The 18,528-nt window shown below is 61.4% G+C and carries 17 protein-coding genes; 14 read left to right on the plus strand and 3 right to left on the minus strand.

The window, feature by feature from the left end:
• Positions 1–53: 53 nt before the first annotated feature.
• The 10 genes from ACYQ2T_RS08990 to ACYQ2T_RS09035 all read left to right on the plus strand — a co-directional run bounded on the left by ACYQ2T_RS08990 (position 54) and on the right by ACYQ2T_RS09035 (position 12,372).
• A complete protein-coding gene (locus ACYQ2T_RS08990; RefSeq protein WP_459900037.1) occupies positions 54–1,880 on the plus strand; it encodes a cation:proton antiporter in 1,827 nt (608 codons plus the stop codon).
• A gap of 437 nt (positions 1,881–2,317) precedes the next feature.
• Positions 2,318–2,632, plus strand: coding sequence for a hypothetical protein (locus ACYQ2T_RS08995; RefSeq protein ID WP_459900038.1), 315 nt, complete (start codon positions 2,318–2,320; stop codon positions 2,630–2,632).
• On the plus strand, positions 2,629–6,231 hold the full coding sequence (locus ACYQ2T_RS09000) for a PAS domain S-box protein (protein ID WP_459900039.1): 3,603 nt from the start codon (positions 2,629–2,631) through the stop codon (positions 6,229–6,231). Before ACYQ2T_RS08995 ends, ACYQ2T_RS09000 begins: the two co-directional genes overlap by 4 nt.
• A 167-nt stretch (positions 6,232–6,398) precedes the next feature.
• Positions 6,399–7,451 (plus strand): ABC transporter substrate-binding protein, encoded by a 1,053-nt coding sequence (locus tag ACYQ2T_RS09005; protein WP_459900040.1) that lies wholly within the window; start codon positions 6,399–6,401, stop codon positions 7,449–7,451.
• Between the two features lie 44 nt (positions 7,452–7,495).
• Positions 7,496–8,308: an alkaline phosphatase family protein gene (locus tag ACYQ2T_RS09010; RefSeq protein WP_459900041.1), complete on the plus strand. Its 813-nt coding sequence runs from the start codon at positions 7,496–7,498 to the stop codon at positions 8,306–8,308.
• Positions 8,305–9,147, plus strand: a complete 843-nt coding sequence (locus ACYQ2T_RS09015; protein ID WP_459900042.1) for an ABC transporter permease — start codon at positions 8,305–8,307, stop codon at positions 9,145–9,147. Before ACYQ2T_RS09010 ends, ACYQ2T_RS09015 begins: the two co-directional genes overlap by 4 nt.
• Positions 9,140–9,913 carry an ABC transporter permease gene (locus ACYQ2T_RS09020; RefSeq protein ID WP_404845143.1) on the plus strand — a complete coding sequence of 258 codons (774 nt, stop codon included), beginning with the start codon at positions 9,140–9,142 and terminating at the stop codon, positions 9,911–9,913. The genes ACYQ2T_RS09015 and ACYQ2T_RS09020 overlap by 8 nt, the downstream gene beginning before the upstream one ends.
• Before the next feature lie 21 nt (positions 9,914–9,934).
• Positions 9,935–10,951 (plus strand): ABC transporter ATP-binding protein, encoded by a 1,017-nt coding sequence (locus tag ACYQ2T_RS09025; RefSeq protein WP_459900043.1) that lies wholly within the window; start codon positions 9,935–9,937, stop codon positions 10,949–10,951.
• Positions 10,951–11,613, plus strand: a complete 663-nt coding sequence (locus tag ACYQ2T_RS09030; RefSeq protein ID WP_459900044.1) for an HAD family hydrolase — start codon at positions 10,951–10,953, stop codon at positions 11,611–11,613. The genes ACYQ2T_RS09025 and ACYQ2T_RS09030 overlap by 1 nt, the downstream gene beginning before the upstream one ends.
• A gap of 30 nt (positions 11,614–11,643) precedes the next feature.
• Positions 11,644–12,372 carry a UTRA domain-containing protein gene (locus tag ACYQ2T_RS09035; protein ID WP_459900045.1) on the plus strand — a complete coding sequence of 243 codons (729 nt, stop codon included), beginning with the start codon at positions 11,644–11,646 and terminating at the stop codon, positions 12,370–12,372.
• Between the two features lie 238 nt (positions 12,373–12,610).
• On the opposite strand, the gene ACYQ2T_RS09040 is transcribed toward ACYQ2T_RS09035, so the two are convergent.
• Positions 12,611–13,294, minus strand: coding sequence for a DmsC/YnfH family molybdoenzyme membrane anchor subunit (locus ACYQ2T_RS09040; RefSeq protein WP_459900046.1), 684 nt, complete (start codon positions 13,292–13,294; stop codon positions 12,611–12,613).
• A 241-nt stretch (positions 13,295–13,535) separates the two neighbouring features.
• On the opposite strand from ACYQ2T_RS09040, the gene ACYQ2T_RS09045 reads away from it, so the two are divergent.
• From ACYQ2T_RS09045 to ACYQ2T_RS09060, 4 genes are all read left to right on the plus strand, one after another.
• Positions 13,536–14,555: a linear amide C-N hydrolase gene (locus ACYQ2T_RS09045; protein WP_459900047.1), complete on the plus strand. Its 1,020-nt coding sequence runs from the start codon at positions 13,536–13,538 to the stop codon at positions 14,553–14,555.
• A 480-nt stretch (positions 14,556–15,035) separates the two neighbouring features.
• Complete coding sequence (locus ACYQ2T_RS09050) at positions 15,036–15,587, plus strand: Hsp20/alpha crystallin family protein (protein WP_459900048.1); 552 nt, start codon at positions 15,036–15,038, stop codon at positions 15,585–15,587.
• Positions 15,588–15,901: 314 nt separating this feature from the next.
• Positions 15,902–16,402: a YgjV family protein gene (locus tag ACYQ2T_RS09055; RefSeq protein ID WP_459900049.1), complete on the plus strand. Its 501-nt coding sequence runs from the start codon at positions 15,902–15,904 to the stop codon at positions 16,400–16,402.
• Between the two features lie 133 nt (positions 16,403–16,535).
• Positions 16,536–17,744 carry a tyrosine-type recombinase/integrase gene (locus tag ACYQ2T_RS09060; protein ID WP_459900050.1) on the plus strand — a complete coding sequence of 403 codons (1,209 nt, stop codon included), beginning with the start codon at positions 16,536–16,538 and terminating at the stop codon, positions 17,742–17,744.
• On the opposite strand, the gene ACYQ2T_RS09065 is transcribed toward ACYQ2T_RS09060, so the two are convergent.
• Positions 17,671–17,988 (minus strand): helix-turn-helix domain-containing protein, encoded by a 318-nt coding sequence (locus ACYQ2T_RS09065; protein WP_459900051.1) that lies wholly within the window; start codon positions 17,986–17,988, stop codon positions 17,671–17,673. The two genes, ACYQ2T_RS09060 and ACYQ2T_RS09065, sit on opposite strands and share 74 nt — an antisense overlap.
• Before the next feature lie 130 nt (positions 17,989–18,118).
• Entirely contained in the window at positions 18,119–18,403 is a 285-nt protein-coding gene (locus ACYQ2T_RS09070; protein ID WP_459900052.1) for a hypothetical protein, read from the minus strand.
• Positions 18,404–18,528: the final 125 nt, after the last annotated feature.

The following is an 18,528-nucleotide window of genomic DNA, read 5'->3' on the forward strand; positions in this document are numbered from 1 at the left end:
TCTCCAAAGCGCAACGGATTTCCACGGTTGAACAGCGAAGCAAGGCCAAACAGATGCACGAACACGCCGTAACCGGACTCGCCCTCATCCTTCTTGTCGGCTTTGCCTGCCAATGGCTGGCGTGGCGCGTGCGGCTTCCGGCCATTATCTTTTTGCTTGCCACGGGCATCATTGCCGGGCCTGTTCTGGGCTGGCTGGTGCCGGACGACCTTTTAGGCGACCTGCTCTTCCCCTTTGTTTCGCTGGCTGTCGCGATCATCCTGTTTGAAGGCAGCCTCACCCTGCGCCTGCGGGACATCCCGGGGCTGGAGCGCGTCATCCGCCGGCTCATCACCTACGGCGTCGCCATGACGTGGGGCATCACAGCCGTGGCCACGCACATCCTGCTTGGCTTCTCGTGGGAGGTGTCGTTTCTGTTTGGCGCGCTGATGACGGTTACGGGACCAACGGTCATCGCGCCGCTTCTGCGCACGGTCCGCCCACGGGAGAACGTGGCGCATATCCTCAAGTGGGAAAGCATCCTCATCGACCCCATCGGGGCCATTACGGCCGTTTTGGTGTATGAATTCATCGTGGCGGGTGGTCTGGAGGGGGGCCTTGCCGCAGGCTTTTTGGCCTTTGGCAAAATCGTCGTCATTGGCGCGGTGTTCGGCACAGTGTCCAGCGCGCTCCTGCGCGCCGCGTTTGTCCGCAACTGGATTCCCCACTATCTGCAAAACTTCGCCACCCTCGCCCTTGTTTGCGCCGTGTTCGCGGCGTCCAACGTCCTTGAGATGGAATCCGGCTTGCTGTCGGTAACGGTGATGGGCATTTGCCTTGCGAATATGGACGGCATGGACCTTGGCGAGATTTTGGACTTTAAGGAAAGCCTGAGCATTCTGCTTATTTCCATGCTGTTCATCATCCTTGCGGCGCGCATGAACCCGCAGAGCTTCATGGCCATTGGCTGGGGCGGGCTGGCGGTGTTTGGCGTCATCCAGTTCCTGACCCGCCCCCTGAGCGTAATGGCCTCCACCATAGGCTCCAAGCTCTCCATGCCGGAGCGGCATATGCTGGCGTGGATAGCTCCGCGCGGCATTGTGGCCGCGGCTATCTCCGCGCTGTTTGCCATCCGCCTGCAGGAGATGGGCTACGCCGATGCCAGCGGCCTTGTTTCCCTCACGTTTTTAGTCATCATCGGCACGGTGGTTCTGCAAAGTGCGACGGCGCGCCCCATTGCCAAGTGGCTGGGCGTAGCCGAACCGGAACCGGAGGGCTTTTTGATTATCGGCGCGGGAAACGTGGCGCAAACCGTGGCGCAGGAGCTGGTGGACAACGGCTTCCGCGTGATGCTTGCCGACCAGAACTGGGACAGAGTGGTGGAAGCCCGTTTGCACGGCCTGCCTGCCTACTGGGGCAACCCCGTGTCCGAACATGCGGAGCGTCACCTGGACCTCACGGGCATTGGCAAACTGCTGGCGCTGACGCCCTACGCGGAGCGCAACGCCCTTGCCGCACAGTACTACCGGCTGGAACTCGGCCCGGAAAATATCTACAGCGTGCGCACCCACCGCACGGAAAACACCACCGCCGACGAAAAGGCCGCCTTACGGTTTGGCGGCACGGACCTGTTTGACGAGTCCGTCACCTACTCCGCCCTGCGGCAAAACCTGCAAGACGGTGCAATTCTGCGCACCACCCCCCTCACCGAGGAATTCACCTACGAGGACTACCTTGCCTTCAGTGAAGGCGGCGAACGCCGTACGCCGCTGTTTGCGGTGTCCCCTGCTGGGCGCATTTTCCCCTTTACCGTGACGCCCCGGTTCACTCCGGCCGCCGGCTGGCGCATCATCGCCCTCATCTACCAGCCCCCACTGCACGAGGAAACAGAGACCGCCTAACCCGCATTCTCGCCGCCACTCCCCGCTTTTCGCGCAGTCCTCCCCACCTTCCCTTCGCCTTTCATTTTTTTTGCATGTGTTCTTCCCTTTTTTAGTATCGCCTGATACATAGGCTCAACGCCCACACGCATATCCGACAACCATTCCGGCATTCCCGCCACGTCCATGACGGGTCCGGATGCGCTTTTCAAGTCCTCCTCCTTCTTGGGCTTGATGCAAAGACCGCCCACTCTGTTTCGTCGCAGAGTGGGCGGTTCTTTGTGGTGGCGTGCCCCTGCCGCGCGGGCATGCGTATTCATTGCCCATCCACCGCAAAACGCGCTATGCTAAGGCGCTTCCGTCGTTTTGGCAGAGCCGCGCGCATAAGGCCGCAGCGCGTCAAAGTATCCACTTCCACCCCAACCGGACGCCACGCGCTGTCCCGAGGCCGAGAGACCATGAGCAAGCTGCGCACCATCCTCTCCGGCAAGGAATTCCACATCCTTATCTTTGTGGTGGGGTGTTTGGTCTTTGGGTGGCCGCTGGTGTCCATTGCCAACATTCCGGGCGGGCCACATCTGTTCATCTACCTGTTCGCCCTTTGGGGACTGTTTATTGGCATATTGCTGGGCATAGGCCTGTCGGGCTTTCCTGAAGACGCGAAGCACTCAAGCCCCCAGCCGCCGCCCATTGCGCCGCCCCCCGGTACCGAGCCGCCCACGGAAAACGGGCCCCCTCCGCCGCCCTACGCCAAGCCGGAGGACTCCCCATGAGCGTGACCAGTCTGCTCGGCCTTGGCCTTGCGGCCTACTTTGCCCTGCTCATCGGCATTGCCCTGTGGGTGGAGCGCAATGCACATATCAAAGACTGGTGCGCCCGCCAGCCCATCATCTACGCCCTCTCCCTTACCATCTACAACACCACGTGGAGCTTTTACGGCCTTGTGGGACAGGCCGCCAGCGAAGGGCTGACCTTTATGACCACCCACCTTGGCACCACCCTTGGGCTGTGCCTGTGGCCATTCATGCTGCGCAAAATTGTGCGCATCAAGTCCACCCACCGCATCACCAGCATTGCGGACTTTCTGTCCGCGCGCTATGGCCGCTCCCAAGGCGTGGCCGGACTGGTGACCACCATCGCCCTTGTTGGCACACTGCCCTATGTTGCCATTCAGGTAAAAGCGGTAAAACAATCGCTCCACCACATCGTAACGGCCCTTGGGGAGCCGGATTCCTTCCTCGTTTCGGGGCTTGATCCCATCCTTGCTTCCGTGATGATTCTATTCACCATTCTTGCCGGAGCACGCCGCCTTGACCCAACGGAGCGCCACCATGGCATGGTGGCGGCCCTTGCGGTGGAATCGCTCATCAAACTGGGCGCCATCCTTGTGGTGGGGTTCACCATTACCTATATCTTCAACGACGGCTTTGCCGATCTGTTCTCCCGCTTTGCCGAAACGCCATGGGCGCCGCTTACGGGCCTTCCTGCTCTGGACACCCCGGCCTACTCGCAGTGGACCACTGGCATGGTGCTGGGCATGGCAGGCATTCTTGTTCTGCCGCGGCAATTCCATGTCGCCGTGGTGGAAAACTCCAATGAACGGCACATCCTGCACGCTATCTGGATGTTCCCCATCTACATGGTGCTGTTCAATATCTTTGCCCTGCCCATGGCCATGAGCGGCCTGCTGGAAGGGCTGCCCCCGCAGGAAGCGGACATGTTTGTGCTGGCTCTTCCCATTGCGCACAACGCCCCGTGGCTTGCCGGGGTCGTCTTCTTTGGCGGTTTTTCCGCTGGCATCGGCATGGTGATGGTCACCTCCATGACCATGGGCACCATGATTACCAACCACCTTCTACTGCCGCTGATGGAGCGCCTCCCCGCGCTTTCCGGCTTCCGTAACAGGCTCTTGCAGCTACGTTGGGGCGTCATCTGCGTATTCATCAGCCTTGGCTTTGCCTTCAACTCCATGGTTGGGCACTCGTATATGCTGGTCAGCCTTGGACGCGTTGCCTTTGCCGCTGTGGTGCAATTCGCCCCGCCGCTTGTAGGGGGGCTGTACTGGTCCCGCGCCTCGCGCAAGGGCGCGCTGGCGGGGCTGACCGCCGGCTTCATGGTGTGGTGCTACACCCTGCTGCTCCCCGCCTTCGTCAACGGTGGCTGGCTGCCGCCGTCCCTGCTCTCCACCGGCCCGGACGGGCTGGGGCTGCTGAACCCGGAGCACCTCTTTGGCCTGCACGGCATGACGCCGCTGACGCATAGTGTGTTCTGGTCGCTCCTGCTTAACACAGGCTGTTTTATCATCTTCTCCCTTGGCACGCAGACCACGCGCGAGCAGTCCGAGGGCTACCGCTTCATCAACGTCATGGATGACGAGCGCCACGACTTCGCCCGCAGCGGCTCCCTTGACCCGCACATTCAAATTGGCCCCAAAAAGCGCATGGTTGAGGAGCTTTTTGCAGAGTACTACGCGCCGCTTCGGGCCAAGCAATTGGCGCGGCAATGCGTGAGCCGCGCGCAGCTTATTGGCCTGCAATACGTCACCATTGATCAGCTTGCCCGCTTCTACGAGGAAGTGGAAGCCATCCTCACCGGAGCCATCGGTGCGGCCATGGCGCACAAGGCCATGCGCCGCCGCCCCCTGTTCACCACCAAGGAGGCGCAGGAACTCTCCACAATGTACGCGGACATCCTTGCGAATATGCACCTGTCGCCCGAGGACCTCATCCGGCGCATCAACTACCACGAGGAGCGGGAAAACCTGCTCGGCCAGCATGCCGAGGAGTTGGAGGAAGCCAACGCCCGCCTGCGCGCGGCGGAGGAAAACTACCGCCTGCTCTTTGAAAATGCGCTGGAGGGTATCTTCCAAACCACGCCTGATGGCCACTTTTTGGCCGCCAACCCCGCACAGGCCAAGCTCCTGGGGTACGAATCCCCCGAGCAGCTTCTTGAGGAAGTCCGCGACATAGGGCGCGACATCTACCACTCCCCGGTGGACCGGGAGCATCTGCTCACCGCCCTGTACGACAAAGGCTTCATCACGCAGTTTGTTCACCTCATCAAACGCCGGGATGGATCGCTTATCTGGGCGGAGATACACGCCCGCCTCGTGCGCGATGAAAATGGCGCCCCCCGGCGCATAGAAGGCACCATGCGCGACATTACGGACCGCAAGCGCGCGGAGCAGGAAATCATCCGTGCAGGTCAATATGTGCGCGACGTGCTCAACTCCATGCCCTCCATCCTCATCGCCGTGGACGAGGACCTGCGCATCACACACTGGAACAAGGCCGCAGAGCATGAACGCGGCATGACGGACAGCGACGTGCTGGGCCGCTACCTTGGCGACGTGTACCCGGAGATGGACCCGCACACGCCCCTCATCAGCGAAGCCCTGCAAAGCCGCGCCCCGCGGTATTTGGAAAAGGTCCCCTACAAGCGCGGCAATGAAATCCGCCGCATTGACCTGATGGTCTATCCGCTGTCGTCGCAGTCGCGCGCCGAGGCCGTCATCCGCATGGACGACGTCACCGAGCAGAGCAAAATGGAAGAAATGATGATTCAAACGGAGAAGATGCTCTCCGTTGGCGGACTGGCCGCAGGCATGGCGCATGAAATCAACAACCCCCTCGGGGGCATCCTGCAGGGCGTGCAGAACATCCAGCGCCGCGTTTCGCCGGAGCTGAAGGCCAACCAAAAGGTTGCCGAGGAGCTCAGCTGCCCGCTGGAGACCATTCAGGAATACATGAAACGCCGCAAGATACTCAGCATGCTGGACGGCATCCGCGAATCCGGCGAACGCGCCGCAGGCATCGTCATGAACATGCTGGAGTTCAGCCGCCGCAGCGAGGCCACCATGGCCAAGGAGGACATCCACACCCTGCTGGACCACACACTGGAGCTGGCCTCCACGGACTATGACCTGAAAAAAAGTTACGACTTCCGCTCCGTCGCCATCCAGCGAAACTACGCAGAAGGGCTGCCTGCCGTGGTCTGCTCGGCCTCGGAAATCGAACAGGTGTTCCTCAACCTCTTCAAAAACGCGGCGCAGGCCATGACCGAACACGGCTCCACAGGCCCGCCCGCCATCACCATTACCACCAGCCACCAGCACGGGCGCGTGCGCATCGACATCACGGACAACGGCCCCGGCATGGACGAGGGCACACGCTCGCGCATCTTTGAACCGTTCTTCACCACCAAGCCAAAGGGCGTTGGTACCGGCCTTGGGCTTTCGGTGTCGTACTTCATCGTCACCTCCACCCACGGCGGCCGCTTTAGCGTGCACAGCGCTCCCGGAGAAGGCACCACCTTCACCATAGACCTGCCCGTGACGCCGCTGGACAAAACCGACGACGCGGCCCCGGCCTAGACGCCGCAAAGGGCGCACCACAAAGCCAACCGCGCATCTCATCCATTCCGCGCGCCGCACAAGGCGCAGCCGCCACACAAAAACGACGCCCCCGCCACAGCGCCGACACATTTCACAGCTACTTCCTCCCCATCAGACAAACTGGACTATACCAAAGGAGTCTTGCTGTGAAACACCACGTCTGGGCCTTCGCCCTTGCCCTCGTTCTGACCGCCACCGCCGCCAGTGCGGCCTCTTCCGTCCCGCAGGACCTGCTTCGCGCCGCCAAGGCCGAAGGCGAGGTCAACAGCGTAGGCATGCCCGACACCTGGGCCAACTGGAAGGACACTTGGCGCGACCTCAAGGTGAAATTCGGCCTCTCCCATCAGGACACGGACATGAGCTCCGCGCAGGAAATCGCCAAATTCGCCGCCGAGAAAAACAGCGCCACCGCCGACATCGGCGACGTGGGCTTCGCCTTCGGCCCCATTGCCAAAAAGAAAGGCGTCACCCTGCCCTACAAGCCCACCACCTGGGACGACATCCCCGCATGGGCCAAAGACAAGGACGGGCACTGGATGCTGGGCTATACCGGTACCATCGCCTTCATCTCCAACAACAACATCGTCAAAAATCCCCCCAAAACGTGGCAGGACCTGCTGGATGGCGACTACAAGGTCACCGTCGGCGACGTAGGCTCCGCCGCACAGGCCAACAACGCCGTCCTGGCCTGCGCCTTTGCCACCGGCGGCAGCGAAGCCGACATCTCCCCCGCGCTGAACCTGTTCGCCCAGCTGGCCAAGCAGGGCCGCCTGTCGCTCAGCGACACCAGCCTCGCCAACCTTGAAAAGGGCGAAGTGGAAATGGCCCTGCTGTGGGACTTCAATGCCCTCAACTACCGCGACAGCATTGACCGCGACCGCTTCACCGTCAGCATCCCGCGTGATGGGTCCATCATCTCCGGCTACGCCACCGTCATTAACAAATACGCCAAGCACCCAAGCGCCGCCAAACTCGCCCGCGAATACATCCTGAGCGACGCCGGGCAGATTAACCTTGCCCGCGGCTACGCCCGCCCCATCCGCACCAACGTCACCCTCCCCGCCGACGTGCAAAACATGCTGCTGCCAAACGAGCAGTACACCAACGCCAAGCCCATCGGCGACTTTGACACCTGGAACCGCACCGCGCGCAAACTCTCCCGCCTGTGGCAGGAGCGCGTGCTCATCCACATGCAGTAATTCCGAAACCCCATCGACCACAGAACCACCGACCGAGGTTTTTCTTGTCACACACCGTCATCCTCGTCCTCGTTGATGGCCTCAGCGCCAAGGTAGCCCATGCGTGCATGGGCTACCTTCAGGCCATCGTGGACGCCGGGCACGCGCAGTCCTACACCCTGACGTGCGAACTGCCCTCCCTGTCCCGGCCCCTGTATGAATGCATTCTTACCGGCGTACCGCCCATTGTCAGCGGCATTGTGGACAACGGCGTCGTCCGCCGCTCCCGGCACGACAGCATTTTCTCCCTTGCCACTGACGCGGGACGAACCACCGCCGCCGCGGCCTACCACTGGGTGAGCGAGCTCTACAACCGCGCCCCCTACGACCCCACGCGTGACCGCTATACCGATGACCCGGCCCTGCCCATCCAGCACGGCATCTTTTACAACGTGGACCACTACCCTGACTGCCACCTCTTTGCCGACGCCCAGCACCTGCTGGCGCGCCACGCCCCGGACCTGCTGTTTCTCCACCCCATGAACGTAGACGACGCCGGGCACACGCATGGCGGCGACGGGGACGGCTACCGTGCCGCCGCGCGGCGCATGGACAGCCTGCTCTCGCGCTATGTGCCCCAGTGGCAGGATGCGGGGCATCAGGTCATCATCACCAGCGACCACGGCATGGCCCCGGACCGCATGCACGGCGGCACCACGGACGATGAACGCCGCGTTCCCCTCTATGTAACCGGGAGCCGCTTCTCAATGAACCCAAGTGCCAGCCCGGCCCAGACCCAGCTTTGCGGCCTTGTCTGCGAGCTGCTGGACATCACCGGCCATGGCAAACCCCACTGCAAGGAGCTGCTCGCCTCATGACCCATTCCACAACACGCCGCTTTCCGCTCATGGCGGCGGCAGGCCTTGTGCCCTTTTTCGCCATGCTGGGGCTGTTTCAGCTGGCCCCCATGGGCTGGGTGCTCATCCACAGCGTCAACGTGGATGGCGCATTCAGCCTCGGGCACTACCGCGAAATACTGTCCTCCGCCTTTATGCGGCAGGCGTTCGGCCACAGCCTGACCATCGGCCTTTGGTCCAGCCTCGGCGGGCTGACTCTTGCCACGGTTGGCGCGGCGGCGCTGCGCCGCGTGGGCGGCAGACTGCGCCAGTTCATGGTGGCCTTCACCAATATGGTGGGCAATTTCTCAGGCGTGCCGCTGGCCTTTGCCTTTATCATCTTCCTTGGCGCCAACGGCAGTTTGACCATCATCCTGCGCGAGGTGGGGCTTATCAGCGGCTTTAACCTCTATTCCATCAGCGGCCTGTCCGTGGTCTATACCTACTTCCAGATTCCACTTGCCATGCTGCTGCTTTTTCCGGCCTTCAATGCCCTTGATGACGATTGGCAGGACGCCGCGGCCCTTCTGGGAGCCACGCCCGCCAGCTACTGGCTGCGCATTGGTCTGCCCGTGCTGGCTCCTGCACTGGTCGGAACGTTCATCATCCTGCTGGCCAATGCCATGGGCGCGTACGCCACGGCCTACGCCCTGACATCCGGCAACGCCAACCTCGTCACCATCCGCATCGCCAACCTTGTGGCCGGAGACCTGTTCCTTGAACCAAACCTCGCCGCGGCGCTGTCCGTCCTGCTGGTAACGCTGCTGGGCCTTGTGACCACCATCAACCGCTGGCTCCTCAAGAGGAACGTCCATGCGTAGCACCACGCCCATCAACACCATCATCGTCTCCGGCCTTATCGCCCTGCTCAGCATCCCCCTTGTGGCTACGCTGGCCTATTCCCTTGCCAGCCAGTGGGGCGCAACCATCCTGCCCAGCGGCTTCACCTTCAAATGGTACATCGCGCTGTGGAGCGACCCGCGCTTTCTGGCCGCATTCGGCCACTCGCTGGCCGTATGCCTTGGCAGCCTCACACTGTGTGCCGTGCTGACCATACCGGCCATATTCATCGTGCACTACATCTTCCCCAAGCTGGACGGCCTGATGAACGTGCTCATCCTACTGCCCTTTGCGGTGCCGCCTGTGGTGTCCTCCGTTGGCCTGCTGCAACTGTACGCGGACGGGCCGCTGCCGATTATTGGCACGCCATGGATCCTCATCGGCACCTATTTCACCGTGGCGCTGCCGTTTTTGTACCGGGGCATCGCCAACGCCATGCAGGGGCTGGACGTCCACGCCCTGATGGACGCCGCCCACCTGCTGGGAGCCAGCACCATGCGGGCGTTCTTTGTGGTCATCCTGCCGGGCCTGCGGCGGGGCATTATGGCGTCGCTGTTTGTCTCCTTCACGTTCCTGCTTGGGGAATTCGTCTTCGCCAACATCCTCGTGGGCACGCGCTACGAGACGCTTCAGGTGTATTTGAACAACATGCGCAGCACCAGCGGCCACTTCACCAGCGCACTGGTCATGTCCTACTTCATCGTGACCCTTGTCCTGACGTGGTGCGCGGGCCGCTTCAACCGATAATCCCCACAGAGCACAACTCCTATGCATTACGTTACAACCCACGGCCTGACCAAACGCTTCGGCTCCGTCACCGTCTTCGACGGCCTGAATATGTCCATCAACAAAGGGGAGCTCGTCACCCTGCTTGGCCCCAGCGGCTGCGGCAAGTCCACGCTTCTGCGCTGTCTGTCGGGCCTCACGCCCATCAACGGCGGGCGCATCAGCGTTGGCGGGGACGACATCACCGCCGTCAAACCCCAAAACCGGGGCATCGGCATGGTCTTCCAGAGCTACGCCCTGTTCCCCAACATGACCGTCCGCGCCAACATCGCCTTTGGCCTCAAGATGAAGCGCATCGCAGGCGGCGAAGCCACGCGCCGCGTGGCCGAAGCCGTCGCCCTTGTGGAGCTGGGCGGACATGAGGACAAATACCCGCACGAACTCTCCGGCGGTCAGCGCCAGCGCGTGGCCCTTGCCCGCGCACTGGTGGTGCACCCGCGCATTCTGCTGCTTGATGAGCCGCTCTCGGCGCTGGACGCCCGCATCCGCCGCAACCTGCGCAAACAGATTCGCTCCATCCAGCGCGAGCTGGGTCTGACCACCATCTTCGTCACCCACGACCAAGAGGAAGCCCTGACCCTCTCGGACCGCATCTTCCTCATGGACCGGGGCGACATCGTGCAAAGCGGCTCTGCCGAATCCATCTACACGGACCCGGCAAACGCCTTTGTGGCGGGCTTTATCGGCAACTCCAACCTGCTGACGGCCCAGCAGGCCAAGGCTCTGCTGGGCATGGACATTACAGGCCAGCTGGCCGTCCGGCCCGAATCCATTTACGTCCGCGAACCGGGCCGCAACTACGCCCTTGGCGTCAGCACGCCAGTGGAAGCCACGGTCCTCTCCCACCAACTGCTGGGCAACGTTATCCGCTATCAACTCCTCTCACGCGGGTGCGAGCTGACCGTGGACCTCTTAAACCGCTCCTCCAGCCGTCTGTTCAAGGCCGGAACCGAGCTGGAAATTCTTTTCAACCGCAACGAACTTCGGGAGGTCGCCTAATGCCCCTCGCCCTCTTTGACCTTGATGAAACCCTCATTCATGGCGACAGCGCCACCATGTGGCTCCGCCATAGCGTCGCCAAAGGCTGGGCCCCCGCCACCGCGCTCGACCGCGAAGAACAGCTTATGCAGGACTACCGCACCGGCACGCTGGACATGAAGGCCTACATCCGCCACTGCGCCGGCCATCTGGAAGGGCTGCCCATGGACGAGGTAGCGCGCCGCGCGCACGAATTCGCCGAGGAATGCATCCGTCCCATCGTCTACCCACAGGCGTGGGAGCGCCTGCGCTGGCATGAGGAAAGCGGCGACACCGTGATCATCATCTCCGCCACCAGCGACTTCCTCGTCCGGCCCATCGCCGCCATGCTGGGCGTTGACAACGTCATCGCCATCCGCCTTGCCGAGGACGCCGGATGCTTCACCACGCAAACCGTCGGGACGCTCTCCTTCCGCGAGGGCAAAGTCACCCGCCTACACGATTGGATCATGACCGAGCGGCGCAGTCTCTCCGGAAGCATCTTCTACTCCGACTCCCATAACGACATGCCTCTCCTCGATGCTGTGGATGTACCCATCCCCACCAACCCGGACGACGCCCTGCGCCGCTACGCCCGCCACCGGGGCTGGCGCGTGCTGGACTGGAAACGGGCCGCGGCCTAGCCCCTGCACCATCAACGCACACACCACGGCATGAAACACCACACAAACAGACAATTCCTCTCCATCCGCGACTCCCTCGCAGACCAAATCGCCGGGGGGCTTCTTCCCGTCGGGGACAAGCTCCCGTCAGAACGCCGCCTCAGCGAGCTGTACGAAACCACCCGCATCACCGTGAAGGAAGCCCTGCTCGTCCTTGAGGCCGAGGGCAAAATCTACCGCGAGGAGCGGCGGGGATGGTTCGTCTCGCCGCCCCGGCTCATCTATAACCCCATGACCAAATCGCACTTTCACGAGATGGTGCAGGGCCAAAAGCGCCGGGCCGTCACCTCGGTACTGGCCGCCGCAACCGTGCCCGCGCAGGCAGATATGTGCAAACAAATGGACCTGCCGCCATTTACGCGGGTGCACCACATTCGCCGTCAGCGCTGTCTGGACGGACGCGCCGCGCTCTATGTGGAGCACGTAGTCTGCGCCCAGCGCTTCCCGGACCTGTTGGAGCAGGACCTCACCCAGTCCATCACCGGCCTGTACGAAAGCCGCTACGGCGTACGGTATGGCCGCTCGCGCTTCACCATCACCCCCACCGCCGCCATGGGCCACATTGCGGATATGCTCAGCATTGCCGACGGCAGCAGCATTCTGCACATTGCCCGCGTCAACTACGACCAACACGGCAAACTTATCGACTGCGACATGGAATACTGGCGGCACGATGCCATCCAAATCGCCGTGGATACCGACTCGTGGCAGGAGCTGTAAGCCCAGCCAGAGCGCCGGACATGCACATGCTCCATCCAGCCCTCCGCCACCGCGGGGGGCTTTTCTTGTGTTATGGGAGGCAGGACGGAAAAAAGTGCGCCCACGGCGCGGCTTCCGGTAGAGCGGAAAACCAGCGGCGCGGGCGCACGCCCTCAGGAGAGTGATGAGGAAAAACGTCCCGGCGGGGTCAGCCGAAGGGCCAGCCACCGCCGGGAGAGGCGGGAGGAGGATTTATGCCTTACATCGTTCCGATGAGCGATGCGGTGTGAACGCTCTCGGCAAAGAACACGACTCTAAAGAGCAGTTCCGTCACCAACAGCAGAACGGGCAGCCACAGCGGGATGCGCCGGGTGCGCAGAACAAGGGCCAGCGGCAACGCCAGCCCAACAAGCCCCCGCACCCAGTACAGGGAGGACTCCAGCCACGCCGTCCCCGTCATACGCATGGGCGTACTGCCGGAGAGCCAAATGCTCGGAATGAGCAGATGCAGAACAAGAGCGAGGGCCAAAATGCCGCCAAGGATGCGGGCGGGGCGCTCCTGCTCGGCTGCGGGCAGCAGCGCGCCAAACCCGGCAACGCCAAGCATGGCGGCGGTCACGGCGAACAAGGCGCCCGGCACCGCGTTGTCGAGCGCGGGGATGCTGGGCGCCATGTACGCCAGTGCGGATGTGCCAAGGGCGGCCAAGCCCACAACGGGGACCACCACAGACACGGCGCGACTCCTTACGAACAGGGACACGATCATAAGAAATGCGAATGCGCCAAAAGCCAAAATCTCACGGCTGAGCCACGAATGGGCAATGTTCACCAGTGCGCGGGGCGCGCCAAGGGGATGCCCCAGATGAAACACCGAGGCCACAAGCCCGGCGCAGACCCAGCGCGCCCACCACCCACGGCTCCCAGCCTCTTTTCGCGTCACCATCAATCCCGCCTTGAACATATTTCGAAAAAAGAAACGCACAGCCTGATACTGGCCGGGGCATGCCCGGTCAACCTCCGCCCAAGCCCCGCAAGCCTTCCCGCCAACTCCCTGCCAGCACTGCGAGCGCAATCACGCGTCTGGCAATTACTCACAAAACACCTGCCATTCCTCAAGAAAATCATTTATAGGCGGCAATGGCCTTCACTGCGGAACCTTCCGCACAACCCATATGGAGTATACAATGATGACCACTCTTCTTCGCCGCGCCAATATGCTGGCGCTGACCCTTTGCCTGCTCCTCGTCGGGGCAACCTCCGCCCTTGCCTGCTCGGAAATCTTTGTTGGCGGCGCGCATCCTGTTTCCGCCCGGACCTTTGACTTCATGTTCGGCGGCGGGCAGGCCCTGTTTACCCCGCGCGGCGTGGACAGGCAGACCCTCACCTTCAACGAAGACGAGACCCCGCTCGAATGGACCGCCAAATACGGCAACATCACCTTTAGCGCCTTTATGCCGCTGGAAGACGGCACCTCCGGCCTCACGGGCGTGGACGGCATCAACGAGGCGGGCTTCAAGGTCGGCACCTACTACCTGCCGGATTCCGTCCTGCCGCAGGGCGCTGGCGGCACCGTGCTGAACGTGGCCTCCTTCGTCCAGTACGCCGTGGACCGCTTCGCCACCGTGGAGGAATTCATTGCAGACCTCAAAAGCGGCGAATACCGCGTGACCTCCATGCCCACCGCCGTGGACCTGAAGCTGCACCTCTTCGTGCACGACGCGGCAGGCCAAAGCGCCATCATTGAATACATTGACGGCAAGCTGGACGTCATCCGCAACCCCGAGGTCCCCATCCTGACCAACACGCCCTACCGCCAGTCCATTGAGGACCTGAAGGCCTACCACGAATTCGGCGGCGAAACGCCCATCCCCGGCGGCCAGTACCCCTTGGAGCGCTTTGTGCGCGGTGCGTATTACTCCCGCCACATCCCCACGCCCGAGAGCACGGAGGACGCCCTTGCCTCGGCCACCGCAGCCATCATGAACCTGACCGTTCCGCCCTTCTTCGACTACGGCTGCACCTTCTGGCACCTTATCACGGACATGGAAAACAAAACCGTCTACATCCACACCCTGCATAACAGAAAGCAGCGCTGGGTGAACCTGAATGAACTGGACATGAGCGAAGGCAACGCCCCCATGAAGCTGGACTTCCAAAACCCCGACCTGTCGGGCAACGTGAAGGACGCCTTCAAGCCGTTGTAGCCGGCGCATAGAACACGCCGTGGACAGCGCGGCACGTTCGCAGCCCATGCGCCTCCGCCCGAGGCACAGCGTGGGAAACCAGACAAAAATATGCCGGAAACGCCCAGCGTTTCCGGCTTTTCTTATGCGGCCCCGCACCTCCTGAACAAGGCAGTCTCAATACCTCTCCACAGCATGGCGCGGCCTGCTCCGGCACGCGTCCCCGTGTCGGTCTCCTCGGCGTATTCGTAACCCTACTGACGACGAAGCCCAATTGAGCCTGAGGCCCGCATAGTGATTCTATGCCCAACGCGCCGCCCCGCGTCTCCCCGCCCCCCTCCACAACGCCAGCAGAGGGCGGGCGTCACAGAGCCGCTACGGGAGCGCTCGACACTACCCGGAGGACTGCGCGCCAGAGCCCATCCCGCCCTCTTGACAGCGCGCAAAGCCTGCTTATTTATTCATTCACAAAGGGAAAACCACTAATGAAAGGAGGATGTTATGGACATGACCAAGCTGAATCCTTGGAACTGGTTCAAGAAGGAAGACGAGCAGACCCCTCTGCTCCCCATCCGGCGAGACGAGAACGACAGGCGGAGCGCATCCGGCTCACTTGCCAGCCTGCACTCGGAGATTGACCGGCTCTTTGACCAAGCGTTCAGGGGATTCGGATTCGACTCTCCCCTTTCCCGCCCCAGCGCCCTGACGCGCCTTGCAGGCACGGGCTTCAAGCCCAGCGTCGACGTTGCCGGGTCCGAGAAGGAGTACACCATCACCGCCGAACTCCCCGGCATGGACGAAAAGAACATCTCCATCGAACTCAAGGGGGACTCGCTCATCATCAAGGGCGAAAAGCGGCAGGAGGAAAGCTCCGAGGACAAGGGCTTCTACCGCGTCGAACGCAGCTACGGCGCCTTCCAGCGCATCCTGCACGTCCCAACGGACGCCGACACGGACAACATCACCGCCCGCTCGGACAACGGCGTCATCACCATCACCCTTCCCCGCAAGGACGCACCAGACGCTGAAACCAAACAGATCACCATAGAATAACCACCACCCCAACCACTCCACCACCAAGCCCCCGGCCCAGCCGGGGGCTTTTTTGTATTGTTACAATTTGGAGAGGGAGGGGGCAACCTGTACCGCCATAACCTGTTCCCTCTGTTCCCGGACAAAAGTGTTACCCATGTTCCGTGTTGTACAGAGAGTGGAGGCTTTCCTAGGAAAAAGGAAAACACAGGGAGAAGCCGAAGGACGAAACAAATCCTTAAATTCGGACCAAAAAACAAGGAATTGTTGCGCCTCACGTAAACCTTCCCTACAGTTCGGCCTTCCCAGTCTTTTTCCCGGAGAAGCACCACCACATGACCCCATACACTCTGTCGCAAATCCTCGTCGGCATCGCCATTATTACGGACATCCTGTCCTTCCAGTTCAAGGACCGGCGACGCATTGTCTTCTGCCTCTTTCTCTCGGGCATACTCATTTCGTCACACTTCTTCCTGCTGGGGCACAGCACTGCGGGACTTCTTATGCTCATCGCCACCACCCGCTATCTTACCAGCGTCTTCACCACCTCACGCCGCGCCATGGGCTTTTTCCTCTCCCTCTCCACCATCGCCGCAGCATGGACCTATGAAGGGCTCCTCAGCATTATCAGCTCCCTCGGCTCAGCCTTCCAAACAGCAGGTGCCTTCGCCCAACACGACAAACGCCTCCGCCAACTCATGATCATCGGCACCCTCTTCTGGCTCCTCCACAACACCCTCGCCCAATCCCTCACCGCCGTCCTGATGGAGGCGCTGTTCCTTGTGAGCAATATTGTTGGCTATTATCGCCATTACCGCACTGCTCACACCCAATAACGAAAACACACAAACCGTCATACACCTTGTTATCACGGTCACTTTGGGTTAATCCTGAGCCATTGGCTTTCACGATATTGGGTCGCAATAGGGGCGCATTTCCGCCCTTAGGGTAGCAATAGGGTATCATAATATGCAGCGCCAAAAAACCAAATTTACAGGTGTTTACGTCCGTCGCAGCGGGGAGCGCCGCTTCAATGGCAAGCCCGATGAGTGCTATGACATTACCTTCAAGCTGCCGTCGGGAAGCAAGAAGTGGGAGAAAATCGGCTGGAAGTCCGAGGGCTACACCGCGAATATGGCATCGCAGATCCGCGCCGAACGCCTGCGCGCCATGCGGCATGGAGACATGTCCTCGGTGCGCCGCAAATCGCAGGAGCTGACCTTCGGCGAGGCATGGACGCTGTACTTTACAGAGCACCTGAAGCCGAAGTCCGATCCGGAAAGCACGAAGAAGCACCCGGACGAATCGCGCTACGACACGCATCTTGCCCCGCGCTTCAAGGACATGCCCCTTTCGGCCATCACACCGCTCGACCTTGAGCGCATGAAGAATGATATGTTCCGAGCCGGGCTGGCTCCGCAAACCTGTGAACATGCCCTCGGGCAAGTCCGCCGTGTGTATAGAAAGATGATCGCGTGGGACAAATGGTTCGGCAAAATCCCCACGGAGAAGGTCGAGGTGCCGCAATTCGACAACAAGCGCCACCGTTGGCTCACTCCCGCTGAAACGGGCAGACTTTTGGACGCCCTGCGTGGTCGGTCGGAGCGCACCTATCAGATCAGCATGATTAGCTTGCATACAGGCATGCGTGCGGGAGAAATCTTCGCCCTCAAGGGGCAGGACGTCATGTTGGAGAGCGGCGAAATCCACGTTCTGCACTCGCGCAAACACTCGGATGGGCGCACCGTCTACATGACGCCGAGCCTGCACAAGGTCATGGAAGCTCTGACGCTGCGTTCCGGGGACTTGGTCTTTGCTAGCAGGAAAGGGACAAGGTTGCCGCATATCGGCGGAACCTTCAAAAAAATTGTCAACGAGCTGGGCCTTAACGACGGCGTCAACGATCCGCGTGCCCGCGTGGTGTTCCACACCCTGCGGCACACGTTTGGCAGCTGGCTCGCTCAGGCAGGCGTGCCGCTCTACAGCATCGGAGAACTGATGGGCCATTCCCAAGAGGAAACGACCCGCCGCTACGCCCACCTCTGCCCGAACCGGCAACGTCAGAGCGCCAACATCATTGAGGCCATCTTCAACGGCGAAGAGGTTAATGCTGCTCATACGTCTTCACCCGCCGAGACTGCAGATACGCTTCGACGTCTTTTCGGCGGTAGCGAATAGACTTTCCGTCCTTGATGAACGCGGGGCCGCGCCCCTGACTTCGCATGTTGCCGAGCGTCCCCGCGTTAATGCCGTATAACATCTGGACCTCTTTATCCGTCAGCAACGCCTTACGATTCAGCAACTCCAGTTCATTCACTTCACGGGTGACGCCAATATTAGCTGCGGCCAGAGCCTCACGCACTGCGGCTTCGACAACATCCTGCACCCGCTCAATGGGAAGCACTACGATTTCGGGCTGCACGTCTATCCTCTCCTCACCGTAAGATACGTTCCAATCACACGGCCCAGCATGCGCCACAGCGCCGCAAAGCAAATTATACCGACAATCCCAAGCAACAAGCCGAGGACACTGATGAATTCGGCCTGAAACGTCACAGCTCTGGCCTCGGCATTTGGCTGCACCCTCGGGGGAGCCTCGCAGCTGCATCCAAACGCCGCACAGACAGCACGCGGCAGCCGCAGCGGCGCAGATTCGTCAAAAGCTGTTCAATGCCGTCACGCCCGCAGACGGAAAAGTCCGTTTCAACATTGTGGCCATCCGTGTTCTGAGCGCAAACTCGCAGCCGCAGCACCCGGCCCTCGATATCCTCAGGGCAGGAAACCACGCCCTGCTCCATAAGCTGGCGTATCAACGCCTCTCCTCGTTCCGTCTGCATGGCAAACTCCTTACCGTTGTCGGCAAACCATCCGGACCGGGTGCAGGTGGGGGACACATCATTTCGTCAGGCTGCTGCACGTTGCGGTTTGTCGGAGGTGTTCTGGCTCTAAGCCGCACCCAGTC

This window comes from Desulfobaculum senezii (assembly GCF_054657395.1).